The sequence below is a fragment of the Cohnella luojiensis genome (assembly GCF_004564235.1).
Taxonomy (GTDB): Bacteria; Bacillota; Bacilli; order Paenibacillales; family Paenibacillaceae; genus Cohnella; species Cohnella luojiensis.
In genome coordinates, this window is sequence record NZ_SOMN01000022.1 from 1 (window position 1) to 18626 (window position 18626).

Genomic DNA, 18626 nt, shown 5'->3' on the forward strand with positions numbered 1-18626 from the left:
TGCGCCGTGTTTCCCAATCCGCCCATGCGGGCGAATTGTTTATCCGGTCTTAGCATCCGTTTCCGAATGTTATCCCGATCTTGGGGGCAGGTTGCCTACGTGTTACTCACCCGTCCGCCACTAACCTGGAAGTTAGCAAGCTAACTTCTAGATTCGTTCGACTTGCATGTATTAGGCACGCCGCCAGCGTTCGTCCTGAGCCAGGATCAAACTCTCCATAATAGGACTCGCCCGAAGGCGATGTCCAGTTAAAGAGCCTTTGAGGCTCAATCTGTATTGCTGGTTTGTCTCCGCCGACTCGAAAGTCGACCTCGACGATTGTTTGTTTCTTACGCTCAATGTTCAGTTTTCAAAGAACAATTCGTGTTTCTTGTTTGCTGTGCTTGTCTACCTCGTTTTCCGAAGCAGGAATTACATCTACCGCGTTTCATACCCTTGCGCAACCTGTAAAATATTCCAGTTCTTCGATGCAAAAGTCAAAGCCCACCAAGATACTTCGGTGGGCTAAAGACTAATCGGCATGGAGTCATAGCTATTGCCTGATATAAGTCGACATTGGCGTTGACATCATAGGTTGTTGCTGCGACATCATCGTTTGTTGAGGCGGCATCGAATGAATCATATTCATATTCATGTTCGCATTCGCAGGCTGGTAGGTATTCATTATGGTGTTCGTAGTTATTTCTTTCATGGTCGGAACCTGATAGTACCCTTGTTGGTTCATGTACTGCCACACCTCGTAAGCCTGCTCCGAACAATTGATCGCACCCTGTTGCATAAGATGCCGAAGCTGCGGATTGGCGCATTCCAGCGAGGCGATCATTTTCATCGATGCTGACGCTTTGTGGCTGCAGAGCATCCCGCTTGCGACGTCCCGATCGTCGATTTGGTTTATCGAGGCGTTCGGCGATTGTTGGGCGGGATGGTCTAATCCGTATTTAGGCGCAAGGTTTTTCGGAGAACGATACGGAATCGCTTGCTCTTGTCCTTGCTGTTGTACCGCGCGTACCATTCCATTGTATTCATTCGTCATAAATTGAAGCTGTCTGTCTAGAATTTGTTGAAGCTGCTGATCCTTGACGTGAGGGCGAAGCAGTTGAAAATGATTGATACCGTCGATTGCGCATGTCAGTACTTCGTGAACTTCCATCGTTTCATGCGCGCCGTAATGTGCTGCCAACTCAAAAGCCCTCCTTCAATTCAGGTTCTTATATTATAAACCTGAATTATTGTATCCCGGCACTTAAATAGTTATCCAATGCGGAATGGATACGCGCCCATTGTTCTTCATCAAGCCGTACTCCGGAGGCCCGGCAATTCTCCTCCGCTTGCTCCGGCCGGCTTGCTCCGATTATGGCGCTTGAAACGTTAGCATGCCGCAAAGTCCATGCAAGCGCCAATTGGGAAAGAGTCAGTCCGTACTCATTAGCTATCTTTTGAAGCCTTTTCGCTTTGATTATAATTTCTTCTCTGAGCCAAGATTGAACGGCTTGAAAGCCATCTTTGTCCGCAGCTCGGCTAGACGCAGGCACTTCCGCGGCGGATAGGTATTTACCTGATAAGACGCCTTGGGCAAGAGGAGAATAAACCGCCTGCCCGATTCCGTTCCGCTCGCACAGAGGGATTATTTCCTTCTCTATTTCATTATTGAACATGTTATATAATGGCTGATTCGCAGCGATCGGATTTAATCCCAACCTGTCCGTAACCCTTACGGCTTTCGTAATATCCTGAGCTGACATGTTGCTAATACCGACATAAAGCACTTTCCCCTGCCGCACGAGATCGTCCATCGCGCGTAAAGTTTCATCCATGGATGTATCGGCATCCGGGTAATGACAGTAATACAAGTCGATGTATTCCATCCCTAACCGTCGCAAGGAGGCATCGCACTGTTCCATAATATGTTTCCGGGAAAGACCTTGTTGATTAGGAAGTTCCCCCATAGGTCCCCTTACCTTCGTTGCCAGAACATAGGACGACCGAGGATACTTGGAGAGCGCCTCTCCAACGACTAGCTCGGATTCTCCCCGCCGATAGACGTTTGCCGTATCGAAGAAGTTGATTCCAAGCTCATACGCCTTATCGATCGTCGCTATTGCCTGTTGCTTATCCACATATCCGCCGTATGTCAGCCAGCTTCCCAAGCTAATTTCGCTAACCTTCAATCCGGTAGCGCCCAAGTTTCTATACTCCAAAGCCAATCCCTCCTTATTCAAATAACCCTTCCCTATTTTATTAGCCTCCGCCTATTGTATGAGTAATTGTTTGCTTGAAATATTTCATTGAATATGCAAAAGACCATCTCATCCGGCATGGATAAGACGGTCTCTTTAATTAATCATACATACTTCGATAAAAGACTCTCGTAAGCGGCTTTCGGCCGAAGCCCGACCAGCTTCTCGACGGGCTCTCCGTTATGAAACACGAGAACGGTCGGCATCGACATGATCCCATACTCGGTCGCAACTGCCGGCGATTCATCGCAGTTGACTTCTAGTACCGACAGATTCTCGCCGTATTCCTCTCCAAGCTCATCCAAGATCGGCTTGAGCACTTTGCACGGCGGGCACCAAGGAGCGCCGAAATCGACCAAGGTCACTCCCTGCTGTTTAACGCTGTTTCGAAAAGTTGTATCGTTAACTGCCAACATGTTCTTTTCCACTCCTTCAATACTAGGTTAGCGTTCCTCCTGTATCGATCGGATACGATCCTCCAAATTCGACTTGATCTGGCTCAAGAGATGGATTTGCCCGTCGATTTCCTTCAGCTTCCGCTCGAAGATCGGAAGAACTTCTTCGCAGAATGCTTCCTTGTTCTTCAAGACGCAAGTCAGGAAACTCGCGATTTGCTCCGTCGAGAGACCGAGAGACAAGTAAAACTGGATCGTCCGCACCTGCTCTTCCGCCAATGGGGAATATTCCCGATAACCGTTGTCCATACGAACGGAGGTCAATAATTTCTGCTCCTCATAATAACGAAGAGAACGAATACTGACTCCAGTTCTCGCAGAAAGTTCTCCGATTTTCATTTGAATTCCCCCTTGCCGATCGATACAAACCAAGTATAAACCCTGACATTAATGTCAGGGTCAAGAGGAAAGTTCTAATCTCTTTCGTAGATAGAGCCGGAGCGGCTAGCGAAAAATTCGGCATATACCTTCTCGGCGTAAGCATCCGTCATTCCCGATATATAATCGGCCGCGAGCCTCTCCCAGCTCCACTTGTCCTTCTGCGCTTCGTAGCTTTCCAACCAATCGGGCGGAATGATAAGTCGCCCGGTTTCAAAGTTTTTGAAGCTCCCCCATAACCGTTCGATCATAACCTCGCTTCGCTTGTGAAGGCGTTGAACCCGGAAATCCTTAATCAAAGTTACCCAAGCAAGTTTCTTCAAGATTTCCATGGTCCGCAGCAGCTCGAGGTTCATCAACCCATCCCGAACTAACGTGACCTTCTTCCATCCCGTTTCCGGATCATCGATAATGCCGACCTCATTCGCGAACTTCCGCACCCAGCGCGCTTTCATTTCCCGTCGCGTTCTCGAAGGTTCCCGGTCGCATTCCGCATAGATGACTTCCCATTGCTCGAGATAATGAATAAGCACCTGCTTGACCATAGTGGACATATCGACGTTTTCCCAGTTCGCTTCGGAATAACTCGGATCATTCGTAATCTCCTGAAGCACGTGTGCGACAAGTCGGTCATCCTCGAAAAACCCGCGATCCATCTGGATTTTACCCGCACGTATCCCATCCTCAAGATCATGCGTGGAATAAGCGATATCGTCGCACAGATCCATTAACTGGGCTTCCAATGTCGCAGAGGTTCCCGGCATCCCCCAAGTTTGGCGAAGAAAATCGATCCTTTCCCATTCCTTGCTGTATACGCCTTTGAGCCGCCCCGGTTCATCGATGCAGAAAGGATATTTATTAATGGCCAACAGAACCGCTGCCGTTAAATCCAAGCCGCTGCCGCTTCCCGCACGTTTCTCCAAGAACATAAGAATGCGGAAGTTCTGCGCATTTCCTTCGTACTTCAATCCATGTTCTTCTTGGAGAAGGCGGTTCAATACCTCTTCCCCTTTATGTCCGAACGGAGGGTGTCCGAGATCATGGGCTAACGAAGCGCATTCCACGACCTCGGGATCGATCATTAAGCCCGGATGCTCCTTCCGGGATAGAAACTCGTATTGCTTTCCCAAGCGCCTCGCGACCTCGCGGGCAATCTGGGACACCTCGAGCGAATGGGTTAACCGCGTTCGGTAATAATCGCCGGAACCCGCGCCGAATACTTGCGACTTCCCTTGCAACCTCCTGAAAGCCGGCGATTGGATGAGCCTCGCATAATCCTTCTCGAATTCATCCCGGTCATCGCCGGAGTAAATGTTCTCCGTATCGTATAATCTCATCTTTCTTACGTTCATCCGACTACCTCTTTCCTATAAGCCGAAGATATTCGTTTTCTTCTCCATGAATTGGTCCTGAATAAGATAAGTCCACGTTCTTGAGGGACCTTTCAGCCCTTCTTTCTCCCAATCGACGGTTTCCCTTGAAACGCTCGTTCCCAACTTACTTAGCGTCTTGGCTGTTTCTTTCTCTATTTTATCAGGCAACTGCTCGAACGCATGGATAATGCGATGATGAAATTCATCGACAGGATTACGATTCGCCAGGCTTTCCAAATGAATTCCTTCCCGAATATAAGAAACGTAAGCTAGATGGTCGGACCAGCTTCGATCCATATGGTACAGCCTCACGTATCTTTCGGTCGAGCTTAGCGAGTCCTTATTCGTCAAGATGGCTTCACGCTGTTCTTGCTGAATTCGACGCTGTTCCTCGACCATATCGGAATATTTGTTGAGCGTCTTGCGCATTTCGAAGTTCTGACCCATCACGACGCGTTGAATATGCTCCATCTTTTTATTAAAGACGGAAGCCTCTAGAGGCTCGTCCTGCTTAATACTGCGATGAGCTGCCTGAAGAGCCTTTTCGATCCCGAAACGGTTAATCAACTCGTCCTCCAAGCAAACGTAGAAACGGGATGAACCCGGATCGCCTTGCCGGCCGGCGCGCCCCCTAAGCTGATTATCGATGCGGGCGCTCTCGTTCATATGGGTACCAATAACGTACAAACCGCCGAGTTTCGCTACTAGTTCGGCTTGATCATGTTCCCCGCCGCCTAACCGAATATCGACTCCTCGACCTGCCATATTGGTAGAGACCGTAACCGCGCCAAGCTCCCCGGCTTTCGCGATGACTTCGGCTTCCTTCTCGTCGTTCTTGGCATTCAGGACGTGGCAAGGAACGCCTGCCTTCTTCAATTCCTCGGCTAGCTGATCCGATTCCTCCACGCTGCTCGTACCGATCAAGATCGGTCGTTTCGTTGCATGTACTTCCGCGATTTCTTTCACTAATGCTTTTAACTTGGCTTCTTTATGAGTGAAAATACGGCTGTCATGATCGATTCGGATTCTTGGGCGATTAGGAGGAATTTCGACGACGCTTAGTCCGTACGTCTCCTCGAATTCGTCCGCGGAATCTTGGGCAGTCGCGGTCATGCCGCTGATCTTCGGATAGAGACTCAATAGATGCTGCAAGGTGATCGTCCCTAGAATTTTGCCGGAGGACTTGGTCACCATACCTTCCTTCGCTTCTACTGCCGCCTGCAATCCGTCTGGCCAATGCCGGTTCTCGGCCACTCGTCCCGTGTACAGGTCGATCAGCTCCAGCTTGCCATCGCGAATCATGTAATCGACGTCCCTCTTAAGCAAAGACTCCGCGTGCAAGGCACAATTTAATGCCGTTAACAAATGGCTGTTATGAGATTCGTATAAGTTGCCGCTGCGCAGGATTTGCTCGGCTTTCTCCGCTCCGGCTTCCGTAAGGAACACGTTTCTCTTGTTCTCGTCGAAGTCGTAATCCTCCCCTAGCGTAAGCTCCCTCGCTAAGTTCGCCATCCGGCTTCCATCGCTGCCGGTAGAAGCCACTTCCCCTGCGATAACAAGCGGAACGCGCGCTTCATCGATGAGCAGCGAATCGGCTTCATCTACGATGGCATAGTGGAAAGGACGATGAACGATATCGATTACCTTCATCGCAATCGTATCGCGTAAGTAGTCGAATCCGGCTTCTTTCGCCGTTACGTAGGTAATGTCCGCTGCATAAGCCCGTTGTCTTTCTTCCGTCGTCATTCCGTCCTTCACGTAGCTAACGGTTAATCCAAGAAAACGGTAAACGGGTCCCATCCATTCGGCATCTCGACCTGCCAGATAATCGTTAAACGTCAGGATATGGACGCCTTTTCCTTGGAGCGCATTCAAGTAAGCCGGCATTACCGCGGCGAGCGTCTTTCCTTCGCCGGTCTGCATCTCCACCAGGTTTCCTTCATGCAAGGCCGCACCAGCCATATATTGCACGTTGAACGGGCGCATTCCGAGTACCCGTCTTGCTGCTTCTCCTGCTATTGCGTAAGCTTCTACGAGCAAATCATCCAAAGGCGTTCCGCTAAGGGCCTGGTTCTTCAGCTTTAAGGACTCTGCTTTAAGCCGTTCATCGTCCCATGATTCCCTATTCAGGAGACTGATCTCCGTTAACTTATCCATATAATGCTTAAGCTTGTGTTGAACGAACCGAGCTTTAACCTTCTGAACAAGCTTGCTAGCGAAATTCATCGGTAAAATCCTCTCTTTAAAAAACCATAATGATTCTATTATAGGGATTACGCGGGAGAATTCATAGCGCAACAGGATTTCGAAATAGGAAAGAAGGAGCCGCACTTAGTCGTTATGACCTGTGCGGCTCCTTCTGCTTGCATGGGGATTAGTTTGTCGCCGCTAGGGAATTCTCGATCTCGGCGCCGGCTTTCTCGTTCGTCATCCATTCCGTCGACAATTCCGATATCTGCTCCGTTGTGAGCGTCTCGCGGATTTCTTCCTTCTTCTCGTCCAAAGTAGGCGTAACGGCCGCTTGTCGCTCCGATAATTTATAAATGTGAAACCCATCGGTCGCTTCGATAACTCCGCTTAACTCACCGGCCTTTAATGCAAAGACCGCATTGGAGATAACCTCTTCCACATCCGCCTTGGCGAAGTAATCCAGTTCTCCGCCGTTGTCCTTCGTGGCGGCATCGGTAGATTTCTCCTTGGCCTTCACAGAGAAATCGGCGCCGCTCTTGAGCTCCGTTAGAATCGCATCGGCTTCTGCCTTAGTTGCGACTAGAATGTGCGCAACCTTGACCTTTTCCGGTGTCTTCAACGATTCTAAATTGTCATCGTAGTATTTCTGAATGTCTACATCCGTCACTTTAACTTGCGGCTCTCATTCGGGCACCTCCCTCCCATTTAGACGATATTCGATCAATAAAGTTCGCTCCGCCGTAATTGATCTCCACATTTATTTAACGCTTAGTGGGAAAGTTACGACTGACTAAATAAAAGGGGATTTATTACATGATATATACTATAACTTCTATTTCTTTAGCTATGACTCTAATGATGTCCGCTCCCCAAGAAGCTTATCAATTGATTCAGTCCGTCAAATTTTCTTCGCCCGATACCAGGGTCATGCATAGAGCGGAACTTTTCGGTCCAATTATTCGTTTTCCACAGGGCATGGTTTTAAAAATTGATGGCAAGGTAGTCGGGAGAATAGAATCCGGGAATGCAATGAGTAGGATCATGCTTGGAGATGTGACAAACGACCGTCTGGACGAGGTTTTCTTATTTCAAAATTCATTCGGAAGCGCAGGAGCGATGGGATTAACCGTGTATAGCCTTGTAGACAACGATTGGAAACCCATTTTCACCAGCTCTAGCGTAACGACAGGGAATGATAAGGAACGATTTAATAGCGAATATGCAGGAAACAAACGGATACGATTTTATGATCAAGGAACAGGATTATCTGGTGTTCTTGATATGTCGGTGTCTCCTTTTCCTGAAGAACGTTTGAGAATGATGCGGTTCCAAACCGATCCGATTTCCGAGATTGTCGTTCATTATGAGAACATGGATTGCATTATCGAAACGGTTCAATGGATTTTTGCGTTCTCCCATCCGAACGCTGCTTTTTCTGTACATAACTTCTATCTTTATAATTATGTTAAACGAAAATTCTTACTTTATGAAACTAAAATGCAGGATACAAAAGGCGTAATTCTTGCCCGAAAATAGGAGAACAACCATGCTCGAACTAATTCTCCATAATTTCAATAAGCCCGTCGATTGGCGTTAATCGGGTCATAGACGGGCTTTTTGCATTAAATACACTATTTGGTTCACAAAGCAAATACATTGAAAATCATCGTTATTCACGCTAATCAACCTTGTGAGAGTGTAAAGTAAGATTAAAAACATCGCTGTTGAGTGGATTTACTGCGTACCCGATTAAAATCACTGGACAATAACGATGGAAAACATCGTACTTTATCTTCCCAAAGTTAATTTCCATCTAAAGAACAATATAAAACATCACTATCTGCGAGTATCACAAGTCGCCAATGATGTTGAACTCAAATATACTTCGTCAGAATGTTCTCCACGTGCTGCAGATGCTGCTTCATTCTCTGCGCGGCAAGATCGGGGTCTTGCATACGTAGCGCTTCATAGATAGCCAAATGCTCGGAATACAAGCGCTCCGCAACTCGTTGATTAGAATACAGCTCCACTCTGCGAATTTCTCGAATAGCCGTCTCTAATTGGTTCGCGATAGACTCGAACAACCGAACCATGATGGAATTATGGGTGGCATTGGCAAGCGTGAGATGGAAAAGAAGGTCCGTTCTCTCCCCTTCCACATCTTGCCCAACCGATAGCTCCATTGCCTTAATCAACGCTTGGAATTCTTTCATATCCGCATCCGTTCTCTTTATGGCAGCGATAGCAGCGTTCGATACTTCAAGCGATTGTCTAGCCTCAAGGAGTTCCAATAAAGTGATTCTATTCATCCTCAAGGAATCAAGCTCGGGTATCGCGATATCCGCCGGAACGTTGCGAATGACACGACAGCCTCCGCCTTGGCGGATTTCGATCAACCCCATCGCCTTCAGAGCACTTAGCGCTTCCCTAGTCGTAGAACGTCCCACGCCGAAGCTCTCGGACATCTCCTTCGTTGAAGGCAGCTTGTCGCCGACCTTGAGCTTACCGTCCATGATCATCTGCTGGAGCTGATCCTTGATTTCCTCATAATGATTCCGTTTCGTTAACCGGGTCAACTCCACCATCCGCTGTACCTCCATCCTAGCCAACAATTAACGCATACACGACTCCGGGTCCGTGAACGCCGATCGTAAGATCATTTTCGATATCCGCGGAACGGCTTGGCCCCGAGATGAAATGAATTCCCGCCGGCAAGCTTTCGCGTCCGCCTTCATCGAAATGAACCATGATTTCACCTAGGCGCGTTTTCAATCGTTCGACCGGAATGATTGCCATAAGCACGGTAGGCAACAGGCTAACGGAACGACCTTTGTCCTTGGAAGAGAGGACGGTAATCGATCCTGTATAAGCAGCCGCGTAATCGGCCATGACGACTCCGAAATCGGCTTCCGCTGAACGTGCTTTCCAGTATTGCCCCGGATCGCTGTTCCATACCGATACTTGCGCTTCAGGAAGCTCTCCCTCCAAATTCAACGCATCCAGCTCGGGCTGATTTTGGCGGATAACATACTTAACGCTTAGTTCTTTAGCTTTTTCCGCGATAAAACGCGTTACGTCGTCCATCGTCGTGAATCTCTCGACGTGTCCGCCCACGATGCGGAAATTCGAGGTAAACCTCTCGATGCGTTCTTGCTCATTCCATTCATAGGCGTTCCAGAAATCAGGCGCTCCCCGATAGGGATGACGAGGCGGCTCGGTGACCATAGGGCGTCTTAACTTGGTAGATATGCCATTGATGAACCTCGTCTGCTTGGAACGGGACTCCGCTTCCATTTCGATGAGCCACTGTTGATGAGTTTTAGCCGTGTCCATATCCATGACCTCCGCCTTTCGCCCGATCCTTAACGATCTGTTCCATGCGATTCTTCATTTCGGGTGCCATCTCTTGCAAGCCGTTCCGGATTTCCGCCTCTAGCGTTCCCCAACCGTCGCGGAACGATTTCTTAGGCAAGGTCGGCGTGACGCGATAGCTATTCCAGCCCTTCAGGGGCCCGACTTTTATCCGAATTTCTCCTTTTCGCGCGACCAGCTTCTGTCCTAACTTTCCTATCTTCAGGACGGTCTTGAATCGGCTGGACTTGGACATAACTGTGGCAAAGCCTTTCATTCCGGCCGCCTCAATCTTATCCCCATGTCCTTGCTCGACTTTGCGTCTACGTAAATAGATTAACATGTCATGAAGCGGAATCTTAACCGGACAAGCTTCATAACAAGCGCCGCACAAGCTGGACGCGTTGGCGATATCATCCCACTCCGCTACGTTCTTCTGCAGCGACGGCGTGAGTACCGCACCAATCGGTCCGCTATAGGTTCCGCCATAAGCATGACCGCCGATATGACGGTATACGGGACAGGCATTCAGGCAAGCGCCGCAACGAATGCAATTGAGCAATTCCTGGAACTCGGGATCCCCAAGCTGCAGCGAGCGTCCGTTATCGACAATGATAATGTGCATTTCATCCGGTCCGTCCGCATCCTCCGCACGACGGGGTCCCGTGATACCGGACATGTAGACGGTAAGCTTCTGCCCAGTTGCGGAACGGGGAAGTAACGTCGCCATCACTTCAAGATCCGCCCAGGAAGGGATAATTCTTTCCATGCCCATGAGCGTGATTTGCGTTTTCGGTACCGTAGTAACCATCCGGGCATTTCCTTCGTTCTCGAAAAGAACCATGGATCCCGTCTCGGCGATCGCGAAGTTGCATCCGGTCATTCCGATGTCGGCTTCCAGGAATTTCGTGCGCAGCTTCCTTCGAACATAACCTGCGAGCACCTGCGTATCCGGTTCAAGCTTCTCGCCCGCGTCCTCCGATAACAAATCCGCGATCTGATAACGATTCTTATGGATCGCGGGAATGATGATATGCGAGGGCGTTTCGCCCGCCAATTGAATGATATATTCTCCTAGATCCGTCTCGATCGGATCTACTCCTATCGATTCCAGGGCGTGGTTGAGATGAAGCTCCTCGGTGACCATCGATTTGGATTTAACTACTGTCTTCGCCTGTTTACGTTCCGCGATGGAGAGTGAAATATGAACCGCTTCCTCCGCCGTGTCGGCAAAATGCACATGAACCCCGTTCGCCCGAGCATTATCTACGAACCGATTCAAATAGTAATCCAGATGAGCGATCGTGTGGAGGCGAATTTGCCGGCCTCTTTCACGCCATTCTTCCCAATTCCCATGTTCGTCGGTTGCTTTGAGCTTGCCGCCCTTCAGTCTCTCCGTCGTAAACTTGACCGCTTTGCGAAGGAACTCGTTATTCATCGCGAGATCCGCGCGCTCCTTTACCGTTGCGCCGTCAGAATGTCCGTGTCCTCCGCTCATGCCTGCTTCACTCCTTCATAGAGAAGCTCCGCCAAGTGCATGACCCGGACAGGCTCGTTGCGGTAACGCAAATTGCCCGCGATATTCATCAGGCAGGCCATGTCCAGTCCAACCAGCACTTCCGCTTCCGTTTCTTTCACATGATCCGTCTTTTCCGTGACCATGGCGCCGGAAATGTCCGACATCTTCACCGCGAAGGTTCCTCCGAATCCGCAGCAGTCTTCCGCGAACGGCAAGGGAACAAACTCCAAACCTTTTACTTTATTCATAAGTGCGAGCGGTTCATCTTTAACTCCTAACAAACGGCTGCCGTGACAGGATGGATGATACGTGACTTTGTGCGGGAAAGTAGCTCCGACATCCGTAACGCCAAGCACCTGAACTAGGAATTGCGTGAATTCATACGATTTACTCTGCAGCTTCAAGGCTTTCTCGTGCATGACCGAATCCTCTTCGAACAGCTTCGGATAATGGTGAATCATTCCGGTGCAAGAGCCGGATGGTGAGATTACGAAGTCGCAATCCTCGAACGCTTCGATGATCGTCTTCGCGGTCGTCCTGGCTTCCTTCCAATATCCGCTGTTGAATGCCGGTTGTCCGCAGCACGTCTGAACGTTAGGGAATTCGACTTTTACGCCGTATCTCGCTAACAGTCGAACCATGGCCTCTCCGACGCGCGGATAGATGGCATCGCTTAGACAAGTAATGAATAAGGAAACTTTCATGCTGCACCCCTTTTCAGCTTCTTACATCATAATATCAGGTTATCAGACAAGTTGGAACTAGAAATATACTCGCAGCTTTAGTTTAGCGAAGCTTCTTCGTTAACTCGGCTCGTTTCGCGTTTGCTAGGCGGAGTTAACGAAGCTACTTCGTTATCTCGGCTCGATTCGCGTTTGCTAGACGGAGTTAACGAAGTTCCTTCGTTATCTCGGCTTGTATTTGAACGCTTTGTAGTAACTGACGCAACAAGCTGCGGGAAATTATCCCGTAGCGTTTAAAATCACCTGAGCGAACGGTCTAACTCTGTGACGAAAACAAGTTATACCCTTCCCTCAGGCGCATTGCACCTAAACCGTAATAACGGTGATCCCCCGGCCTTCAAGCTGTTCGATCATTTCCTTCGCCATGCGGCGGTCGGTAATGATCACGTCCACTTCCGACAAATCGGCGACATGAGTGAACGCCTGTACCCCGAACTTGCTGGAATCCGCTAACAAAATAACCTCATCCGCCATTCCGATCATCCGTTCTTTGATGCGTGCCTGCAATTCATTGGATTCGCTGATCCCTCGCTCCAGATGAACTCCTTTGCACGATAAGAACACTTTATCTACATGGTAGGCATCCAAGGAGCGTTCGGCAAGCGGGCCGACGAAGGACAACGATCGCTGCGCGAGTATACCTCCCGTAGAGATGACCTCGATTTTTTCCTTATGGCTGAGCTCCGTCGCGACTTTGATCGAATTGGTAAGTACGGTAAGAGGAACATCGGGCACGTCCGAGGCCATATACCAAGCGGTAGAACTCGCATCCAGAAGAATCCGGTCCTTCGGCGCGATCCGCTTGATGGCTTCGAGAGCGATCCTCTTCTTCTCTTCCGCATTCATGATCTCGCGAACGGCATAAGGAATCTCCGGATGTATCGTCGTATCCTTAACGCTTACTGCGCCGCCATGGGAACGGCGCAAGCGACCCGCTTGCTCCAGACGATCCAAATCTCTGCGGATCGTCTCTTCCGTCACTTGGCATAGCTCGCTCAGCTCGGATACCCGAATGCTTCCTCTCTCGTTCACCAGGCTTACGATTTTCTCATAGCGTTCCGCAACTAGCATGTTTGCCCTCTTTTCACGAACACGTATTATACTTGAATTCCCGTAAGCACGCAGAAACGATCATAGGCGTCACTCCATGCTTTCCGTTCCTCCGGTTCATAGATCGTCATCGGGAAGGAATCTCGAATAGCCTTGCGCGCTTCCCAAATATCCGCGAACTCGCCTTGGGCAATCCACTGAACGATCAAATTACCGATTGCGCTTCCTTCCGATGGCCCTGCCCATACAGGTTTGCCTATGGCATTCGCGGTCCATTGGCACAGCAACGTATTTTGAATTCCGCCGCCAACCATATGCAAACCGTTAAAGGTCTGGCCGGACAGTAGCTCCGTCAATTCGAACGCGTACCTATATTTCAGAGCCAAGCTTTCCAAAATGCAGCGAACAATCTCGCCCGTAGTCTCCGGCGCTTGTTGCCCAGTACGCAGGCAATACTGCGTGATCCGGGCAGGCATGTCGCCTGGAGGAAGGAACAGGGAGTTGTCGGGATCGATGAACACCGATAGTGCCTGAGCCTCTCCGGCCAATTGTACCAATTCGGGAAATGAATACGATTTTCCTGCTCTTTCCCATTCTCTCCGACATTCCTGCAGTATCCATAAGCCCATTATGTTCTTTAATAACCGGTAAGTTTCCGCTACTCCGCCTTCATTGGTGAAGTTTAATTTCTGAGCCAACTCGTGTATGACGGGTTTATCCACTTCGGTGCCCATGAGAGACCATGTGCCGCAGCTTAAATAGGCGAACGATTTCTCCGTGGCGGGAACCGCCGCTACCGCGGAGCCTGTATCATGCTCGGCTACCGCATAGACGGGGATGGAAGGAATTCGAAGTTCCTCGCACACGGAGGGTTGAAGATTGCCCGCTTTCGAGCCCGGCTTCAGAACCTCTCCGAACCATGACTCGGGAAGGTCAAGCAAACGAAGCAGTTCGCTATCCCATGTTCCTGTGGTTGGATTGAATAATTGCGTTGTCGTCGCGTTCGAAAATTCGTTGTGCATCTCGCCCGTCAAGAAATAGCGCAGCAGATCCGGTATCATCAGAAGCCGTTTGCCTTCTTTGAGCAGGGGTGAGTTCGCTTTTTTGAGCGCATAGAGTTGAAAGAGGGTGTTGAAGGGTTGAAACTGGATTCCCGTCCGCGCGAAAATGTCCGATGCAGGGATCTCGGCGAATAAACCTTCCATGGCATCTTCCGTGTGACGATCCCGGTAATGGTAAGGATTGCCGATTAATTCCCCATCCTTGCCAATGAATCCGAAATCTACTCCCCATGAGTCGATCGCCATGCTCTGTAAATCGATTCCCTGGTTCTTGGCCTTCATTAAAGCCAACTTAATCTCATGGTATAGCCGTAAAATATCCCAGTGCAGACGGTTGCCCACCTGAACCGGATCATTGGAGAAGCGGTGGAGCTCTTCTACCTCGATCTTACCATCGACTAGCCGGCCAAGCAGCGCCCTGCCGCTGCTTGCCCCGAGATCGAACGCGAGAATGTTAGACAACTTGCATCACCCTTATGTTAAGTTAGGCGCCGCGTTTCAGCAGCACTTCATTCTCGTAGTCTTTGACTTCCGCCAGCCAATCTTCACGCGCGGGAACGCCCTTTTTCTCGCAATAGTAATCCCACACCGCGCCGAACGGATAGGATTTGAACTCTTCCGTCAAAGCAAGTCGAGTTGTATAGTCGCCTTCCAGCTCGGCTTTTTTCAAAGCTTCGATCGGGTCCAACATGCCGCGCAGCAAGGCTTTAATCGTGTTGCGAGTACCGATGACCCAAGCTGCCACGCGGTTAATGCTGGCATCGAAGAAATCAAGGCCGATGTGCGTCTTGCCGAGCAAATCGCCGCGGACGAGCTCTCTTCCGATATCGATCAACTCGTCGTCGAGCGTAACGACATGGTCGCTATCCCATCTCATCGGACGGCTTACGTGCAATAGAATGCCATCGACGAACAAGGCGAGAGAAGACAATTTATTGGAGATGACTTCAGTGGGATGGAAATGTCCCGCATCCAAACAGATCAGCTTATTGTTCTGAATGCCGTAGCCCATATAGAACTCATGGGAACCAACGACATATGCTTCCGACCCAAGACCGAACAGCTTGCTTTCCACCGCGTCCAAGTTAAACGCCGGGTTTAGCTGCTCCGCGAACACTTCGTCGAGAGAATCCTTCAGGCGTTGTCTAGGTGCCATGCGGTCGGCCGGGACATCCTTGTATCCATCGGGAACCCAAACGTTCGTGACGCACGTTTGCCCGAGCTGTTCTCCGATATAGGCACCGATTTTCCGCGATGCCTTGCAGTGGTCGATCCAGAATCGGCGGATCTCGGGGTCCGGGTGGCTCAGCGTAAATCCGTCCTTCGACTTCTCGTGAGAGAAGCAAGTCGGATTGAAATCCATGCCGAGACCTTGCTCCTTAGCCCAATCCACCCATTTCTGAAAGTGCTTCGGCTCGAGTTGATCCAGCTCTACCTTATCATCGGTATCCGCGTATATTGCATGAAGATTCACCTTGTGTTTGCCGGGAATCAAGGAGAACGCTTTCTCCAGATCGGAGCGCAGCTCTTCCGGCGTACCCGCGGCACCGGGATAATTCCCGGTTACGGAGATGCCGCCGGTAAGGTCCTGATTCTTATTCAGGAATCCGCGAACGTCATCTCCTTGCCAACAATGCATGGAGATTTTGATTTTTTCCAAACGGTTAAGTACTTGATCGACGTCGATGTCATGCCGAGCGTATTGTTCTTTGGCCGCTTCATAATTCCTTGCGACGTTCTGTTGCATACCTCTGCCTCCTCTGTTGCTCTATTTAATAGGAAATGCCATGACGGACATGAGCGCATTCTCCGCTTGCGTCGAATCTAATCGGCTGTATTGCACGATGATAGGTACATCGCTTCGGACTTCGATCGCGTAAGGAACGCCGACCGGAATCGGCATTCCCTCGAGATGAAGAGAACTTGTTCTAATGTGTTTCGTGCGCCTTGCGGATACGACGACCATGATATCCTCCATCGGATCGCGATCCTCGAAGAAAATCGTAATCTTGATCAGCGCACCCTCGGATGAAGTATTCAGCACGCAGATGGATTCGTGGCTCGTCAATTCGCCCGAACTGACCTCGGGGATATAACCGTCAGGAATGTACCAGAGCTTCTCTCCGCATTGCTTATGCATGAACGAAACCTCCGAATTATCGAGTAAATGCCGCTGGAACCCCGCCGTCGATCGTCAACATGCATCCCGTCGTTTTGTCGGCTTTGGAAGAGGCGAAGAATGCAATTCCTTCCGCGATGTCTCTTGGGAAAATGTTAACGAGCAAAGTCGTGCGTTTGCGGTAGTATTCTTCCAATTGATCCGGCTCGATGCCGTATGCAGCCGCGCGTTCGTTCCTCCAACTGCCGTTCCAGATCGTGGAGCCTTGCAGAATCGCGTCCGGAAGCACCGTGTTCACCCGGATTCCGAATTCTCCGCCCTCAGCCGCGATGCAGCGCGCAAGATGAGCTTCCAACGCTTTCGCGGAACTGTAAGCAGATGCGTTCTTGCCCGCATAGACGGAGTTCTTGGAGCCGATAAATACCATGTTCCCTCCGATCGCTTGTGCTTTCATCAGCTTGAACGCTTCGCGGGCGACGAGGAAGTAACCTGTTCCGAGCACGTTCATGTTCAGGTTCCATTCTTTCAATGACGTCTCATCGAACGGGCTCGAAGTCGCAAGACCCGCATTGTTCACGATGATGTCCACTCCGCCGTATTGGAGTGCCGTTTCGGCGTAGGCCGCCTGTACCGCATCTTCGTTCGTTACGTCCATTTTAACAGCAATCGCGCGATTTTCGCCGTATTTGGCGTTGATTTCCGCCGCGACTTTCTGCGCGCCCTCTAAGTTCAGATCCGCAAGTACGACATGCGCACCTTCGGATACGAGCTTGCGCGCCGTTTCGCTGCCGATACCGCCGGCTCCGCCCGTGATGAATGCAACCTTGCGGGAAAACTCGGCTTCCGCGGGAGCAAGAGACAGCTTATAAAGCTCAAGCGGCCAGTATTCTACGTTGTAGGATTCGTTCTCTACGAGGGAAACGAAATTTCCAAGCGCCGTCGCGCCTCTCATGACGGCGATCGCGCGGTGATACAACGAACCGCTCACTTGGGACATCGCCCAGCTCTTGCCAGTGTTGATCATTCCGACGCCCGGAATCAAGATAACGCGCGGAGCCGCTTCGAACATCACGTCTCCCTCGTTCTTGTTGCGTTCGAAGTAAGCTCTGTACATTTCTTTATAGGCAGCTACGCCTACTTTAAGCTTCGTTTTAAGGCCTTCTACGTCCTCCGCATTCGGAGTCCAGTCAATGAAGAGCGGAACGACTTTCGTATGAACGAGGTGATCCGGGCAAGCGGCGCCGACTTGGGATAGGGCAGCGGAATCTTGACCGCCGACGAACTGGAGCACGTCGTCCGCGTCGTCGAAGGAAAGGATCATCTTCTTGGCGTCGCTAACGGCCCCGCGAATCGTAGGCATCACTTGGGAGGCGATGCTCTTACGAACGTCCGCTTCAAGCGTAGGATGTTTAACGCCGCCGAACACCTTCGTTTCGTTAATGCGGGCTTCAATGAAAGCCTCCGCTTCCGTGATGATCTTGATCGTCTGCGCATAGCACTCTTCCGAGGTTTCGCCCCATGTGACCAAGCCGTGTTTCTCCATCAACACGAGCTCTGCTTTCGGATTGTTCAGAACGCCCTCGGCGATCATCTTGGACAAGGTGAATCCAGGACGGATATAAGGAACCCAAACGAAACGGTCTCCGAAAATCTCGCGCGCCAGCGCTTTGCCGTTACCCGCGCAGCAAAGGCTGATGATAGAGTCCGGATGCGTGTGGTCTACGTGTTTGAAGGGTAAGAAAGCATGAAGCAGCGTTTCGATAGAAGCGCGCGGGTGTTTGGCATCGATCATGCAATTTGCTAAGTAGGCAACCATATCTTCATCGGACATTTCCGATTTCTCGAATAACGGACGGATATCTTCCATGCGAAGGCCCGTGAAATTGCCAGCTTTCATCGAAGCCAGGTCGGAACCGCTCCCCTTCACGTACATCACTTCCGTATCGCGACCGCGGAAATCCTTAACGACCGTCTTCGTGGACGTATTGCCGCCGCCGAAGTTGCACACGCGCCGATCCTCGCCGATGATGTTGGAACGGTATACGAGCTGATCCAAACCGCTCTGTTGCTCAGAAGCTTTAGATGATTGCCACAAGCTTTGTACCATGATGATACCTCCAAATGATTGTTTATTTATGTTTGTTTGTAGT

Annotated in this window: 17 protein-coding genes and 1 rRNA gene; 1 reads left to right on the top strand and 17 read right to left on the bottom strand. The window is 50.2% G+C overall.

The features are described from left to right. The 8 genes from E2980_RS14965 to E2980_RS15000 all read right to left on the bottom strand — a co-directional run. Positions 1 to 222: ribosomal RNA gene (locus E2980_RS14965) — 16S ribosomal RNA — on the bottom strand; the annotation flags it as partial. A 310-nt stretch (positions 223 to 532) separates the two neighbouring features. Next, complete coding sequence (locus E2980_RS14970) at positions 533 to 1180, bottom strand: spore coat protein (RefSeq protein WP_135152990.1); 648 nt, start codon at positions 1178 to 1180, stop codon at positions 533 to 535. A gap of 46 nt (positions 1181 to 1226) precedes the next feature. Then, complete coding sequence (locus E2980_RS14975) at positions 1227 to 2198, bottom strand: aldo/keto reductase family protein (RefSeq protein ID WP_135152991.1); 972 nt, start codon at positions 2196 to 2198, stop codon at positions 1227 to 1229. Between the two features lie 143 nt (positions 2199 to 2341). Further along, positions 2342 to 2653, bottom strand: a complete 312-nt coding sequence (gene trxA, locus E2980_RS14980) for a thioredoxin (protein WP_135152992.1) — start codon at positions 2651 to 2653, stop codon at positions 2342 to 2344. Between the two features lie 27 nt (positions 2654 to 2680). Then, on the bottom strand, positions 2681 to 3031 hold the full coding sequence (locus tag E2980_RS14985; RefSeq protein WP_135152993.1) for a MerR family transcriptional regulator: 351 nt from the start codon (positions 3029 to 3031) through the stop codon (positions 2681 to 2683). A 74-nt stretch (positions 3032 to 3105) separates the two neighbouring features. Then, entirely contained in the window at positions 3106 to 4422 is a 1317-nt protein-coding gene (locus tag E2980_RS14990) for a deoxyguanosinetriphosphate triphosphohydrolase family protein (RefSeq protein WP_135152994.1), read from the bottom strand. Between the two features lie 15 nt (positions 4423 to 4437). Further along, the gene (secA2, locus tag E2980_RS14995; protein WP_135152995.1) at positions 4438 to 6669 is read right to left on the bottom strand and encodes an accessory Sec system translocase SecA2; all 2232 of its coding nucleotides are present in this window, start codon (positions 6667 to 6669) and stop codon (positions 4438 to 4440) included. Between the two features lie 148 nt (positions 6670 to 6817). Further along, positions 6818 to 7300, bottom strand: a complete 483-nt coding sequence (locus E2980_RS15000; RefSeq protein ID WP_135152996.1) for a peptidylprolyl isomerase — start codon at positions 7298 to 7300, stop codon at positions 6818 to 6820. A gap of 146 nt (positions 7301 to 7446) precedes the next feature. Between E2980_RS15000 and E2980_RS15005 the strand changes: the two genes are divergently transcribed. Then, positions 7447 to 8169, top strand: coding sequence for a hypothetical protein (locus tag E2980_RS15005; RefSeq protein WP_167747140.1), 723 nt, complete (start codon positions 7447 to 7449; stop codon positions 8167 to 8169). A gap of 338 nt (positions 8170 to 8507) precedes the next feature. Here E2980_RS15005 and E2980_RS15010 read toward each other — a convergent pair whose 3' ends face one another. The 9 genes from E2980_RS15010 to E2980_RS15050 all read right to left on the bottom strand — a co-directional run bounded on the left by E2980_RS15010 (position 8508) and on the right by E2980_RS15050 (position 18583). Then, positions 8508 to 9215 (bottom strand): FadR/GntR family transcriptional regulator, encoded by a 708-nt coding sequence (locus tag E2980_RS15010; RefSeq protein WP_135153062.1) that lies wholly within the window; start codon positions 9213 to 9215, stop codon positions 8508 to 8510. Positions 9216 to 9234: 19 nt separating this feature from the next. Continuing rightward, a complete protein-coding gene (locus tag E2980_RS15015) occupies positions 9235 to 9966 on the bottom strand; it encodes a LutC/YkgG family protein (RefSeq protein WP_135152998.1) in 732 nt (243 codons plus the stop codon). Beyond that, positions 9953 to 11482 (bottom strand): LutB/LldF family L-lactate oxidation iron-sulfur protein, encoded by a 1530-nt coding sequence (locus tag E2980_RS15020; RefSeq protein WP_135152999.1) that lies wholly within the window; start codon positions 11480 to 11482, stop codon positions 9953 to 9955. Before E2980_RS15020 ends, E2980_RS15015 begins: the two co-directional genes overlap by 14 nt. Continuing rightward, the gene (locus E2980_RS15025) at positions 11479 to 12207 is read right to left on the bottom strand and encodes a (Fe-S)-binding protein (protein WP_135153000.1); all 729 of its coding nucleotides are present in this window, start codon (positions 12205 to 12207) and stop codon (positions 11479 to 11481) included. Before E2980_RS15025 ends, E2980_RS15020 begins: the two co-directional genes overlap by 4 nt. A gap of 345 nt (positions 12208 to 12552) precedes the next feature. Further along, on the bottom strand, positions 12553 to 13317 hold the full coding sequence (locus tag E2980_RS15030; RefSeq protein ID WP_135153001.1) for a DeoR/GlpR family DNA-binding transcription regulator: 765 nt from the start codon (positions 13315 to 13317) through the stop codon (positions 12553 to 12555). A 26-nt stretch (positions 13318 to 13343) separates the two neighbouring features. Then, positions 13344 to 14819 carry a rhamnulokinase gene (locus E2980_RS15035; RefSeq protein WP_135153002.1) on the bottom strand — a complete coding sequence of 492 codons (1476 nt, stop codon included), beginning with the start codon at positions 14817 to 14819 and terminating at the stop codon, positions 13344 to 13346. Positions 14820 to 14841: 22 nt separating this feature from the next. Beyond that, complete coding sequence (gene rhaA / locus E2980_RS15040) at positions 14842 to 16104, bottom strand: L-rhamnose isomerase (RefSeq protein ID WP_135153003.1); 1263 nt, start codon at positions 16102 to 16104, stop codon at positions 14842 to 14844. Between the two features lie 21 nt (positions 16105 to 16125). After that, positions 16126 to 16497 (bottom strand): sensory rhodopsin transducer, encoded by a 372-nt coding sequence (locus E2980_RS15045; protein WP_135153004.1) that lies wholly within the window; start codon positions 16495 to 16497, stop codon positions 16126 to 16128. 16 nt (positions 16498 to 16513) lie between these two features. Then, entirely contained in the window at positions 16514 to 18583 is a 2070-nt protein-coding gene (locus E2980_RS15050; protein ID WP_135153005.1) for a bifunctional aldolase/short-chain dehydrogenase, read from the bottom strand. Between the last annotated feature and the right edge of the window lie 43 nt (positions 18584 to 18626).

Excerpts from the sequence above, each read along its gene's own strand:
- trxA (WP_135152992.1), bottom strand. The coding sequence starts at position 2,653 with ATGTTGGCAGTTAACGATACAACTTTTCGAAACAGCGTTAAACAGCAG.
- E2980_RS14985 (WP_135152993.1), bottom strand. The coding sequence starts at position 3,031 with ATGAAAATCGGAGAACTTTCTGCGAGAACTGGAGTCAGTATTCGTTCT.
- E2980_RS14990 (WP_135152994.1), bottom strand. The coding sequence starts at position 4,422 with ATGAACGTAAGAAAGATGAGATTATACGATACGGAGAACATTTACTCC.
- secA2 (WP_135152995.1), bottom strand. The coding sequence starts at position 6,669 with ATGAATTTCGCTAGCAAGCTTGTTCAGAAGGTTAAAGCTCGGTTCGTT.
- E2980_RS15005 (WP_167747140.1), top strand. The coding sequence starts at position 7,447 with ATGATATATACTATAACTTCTATTTCTTTAGCTATGACTCTAATGATG.
- E2980_RS15015 (WP_135152998.1), bottom strand. The coding sequence starts at position 9,966 with ATGGACACGGCTAAAACTCATCAACAGTGGCTCATCGAAATGGAAGCG.
- E2980_RS15020 (WP_135152999.1), bottom strand. The coding sequence starts at position 11,482 with ATGAGCGGAGGACACGGACATTCTGACGGCGCAACGGTAAAGGAGCGC.
- E2980_RS15025 (WP_135153000.1), bottom strand. The coding sequence starts at position 12,207 with ATGAAAGTTTCCTTATTCATTACTTGTCTAAGCGATGCCATCTATCCG.
- E2980_RS15030 (WP_135153001.1), bottom strand. The coding sequence starts at position 13,317 with ATGCTAGTTGCGGAACGCTATGAGAAAATCGTAAGCCTGGTGAACGAG.
- rhaA (WP_135153003.1), bottom strand. The coding sequence starts at position 16,104 with ATGCAACAGAACGTCGCAAGGAATTATGAAGCGGCCAAAGAACAATAC.
- E2980_RS15045 (WP_135153004.1), bottom strand. The coding sequence starts at position 16,497 with ATGCATAAGCAATGCGGAGAGAAGCTCTGGTACATTCCTGACGGTTAT.
- E2980_RS15050 (WP_135153005.1), bottom strand. The coding sequence starts at position 18,583 with ATGGTACAAAGCTTGTGGCAATCATCTAAAGCTTCTGAGCAACAGAGC.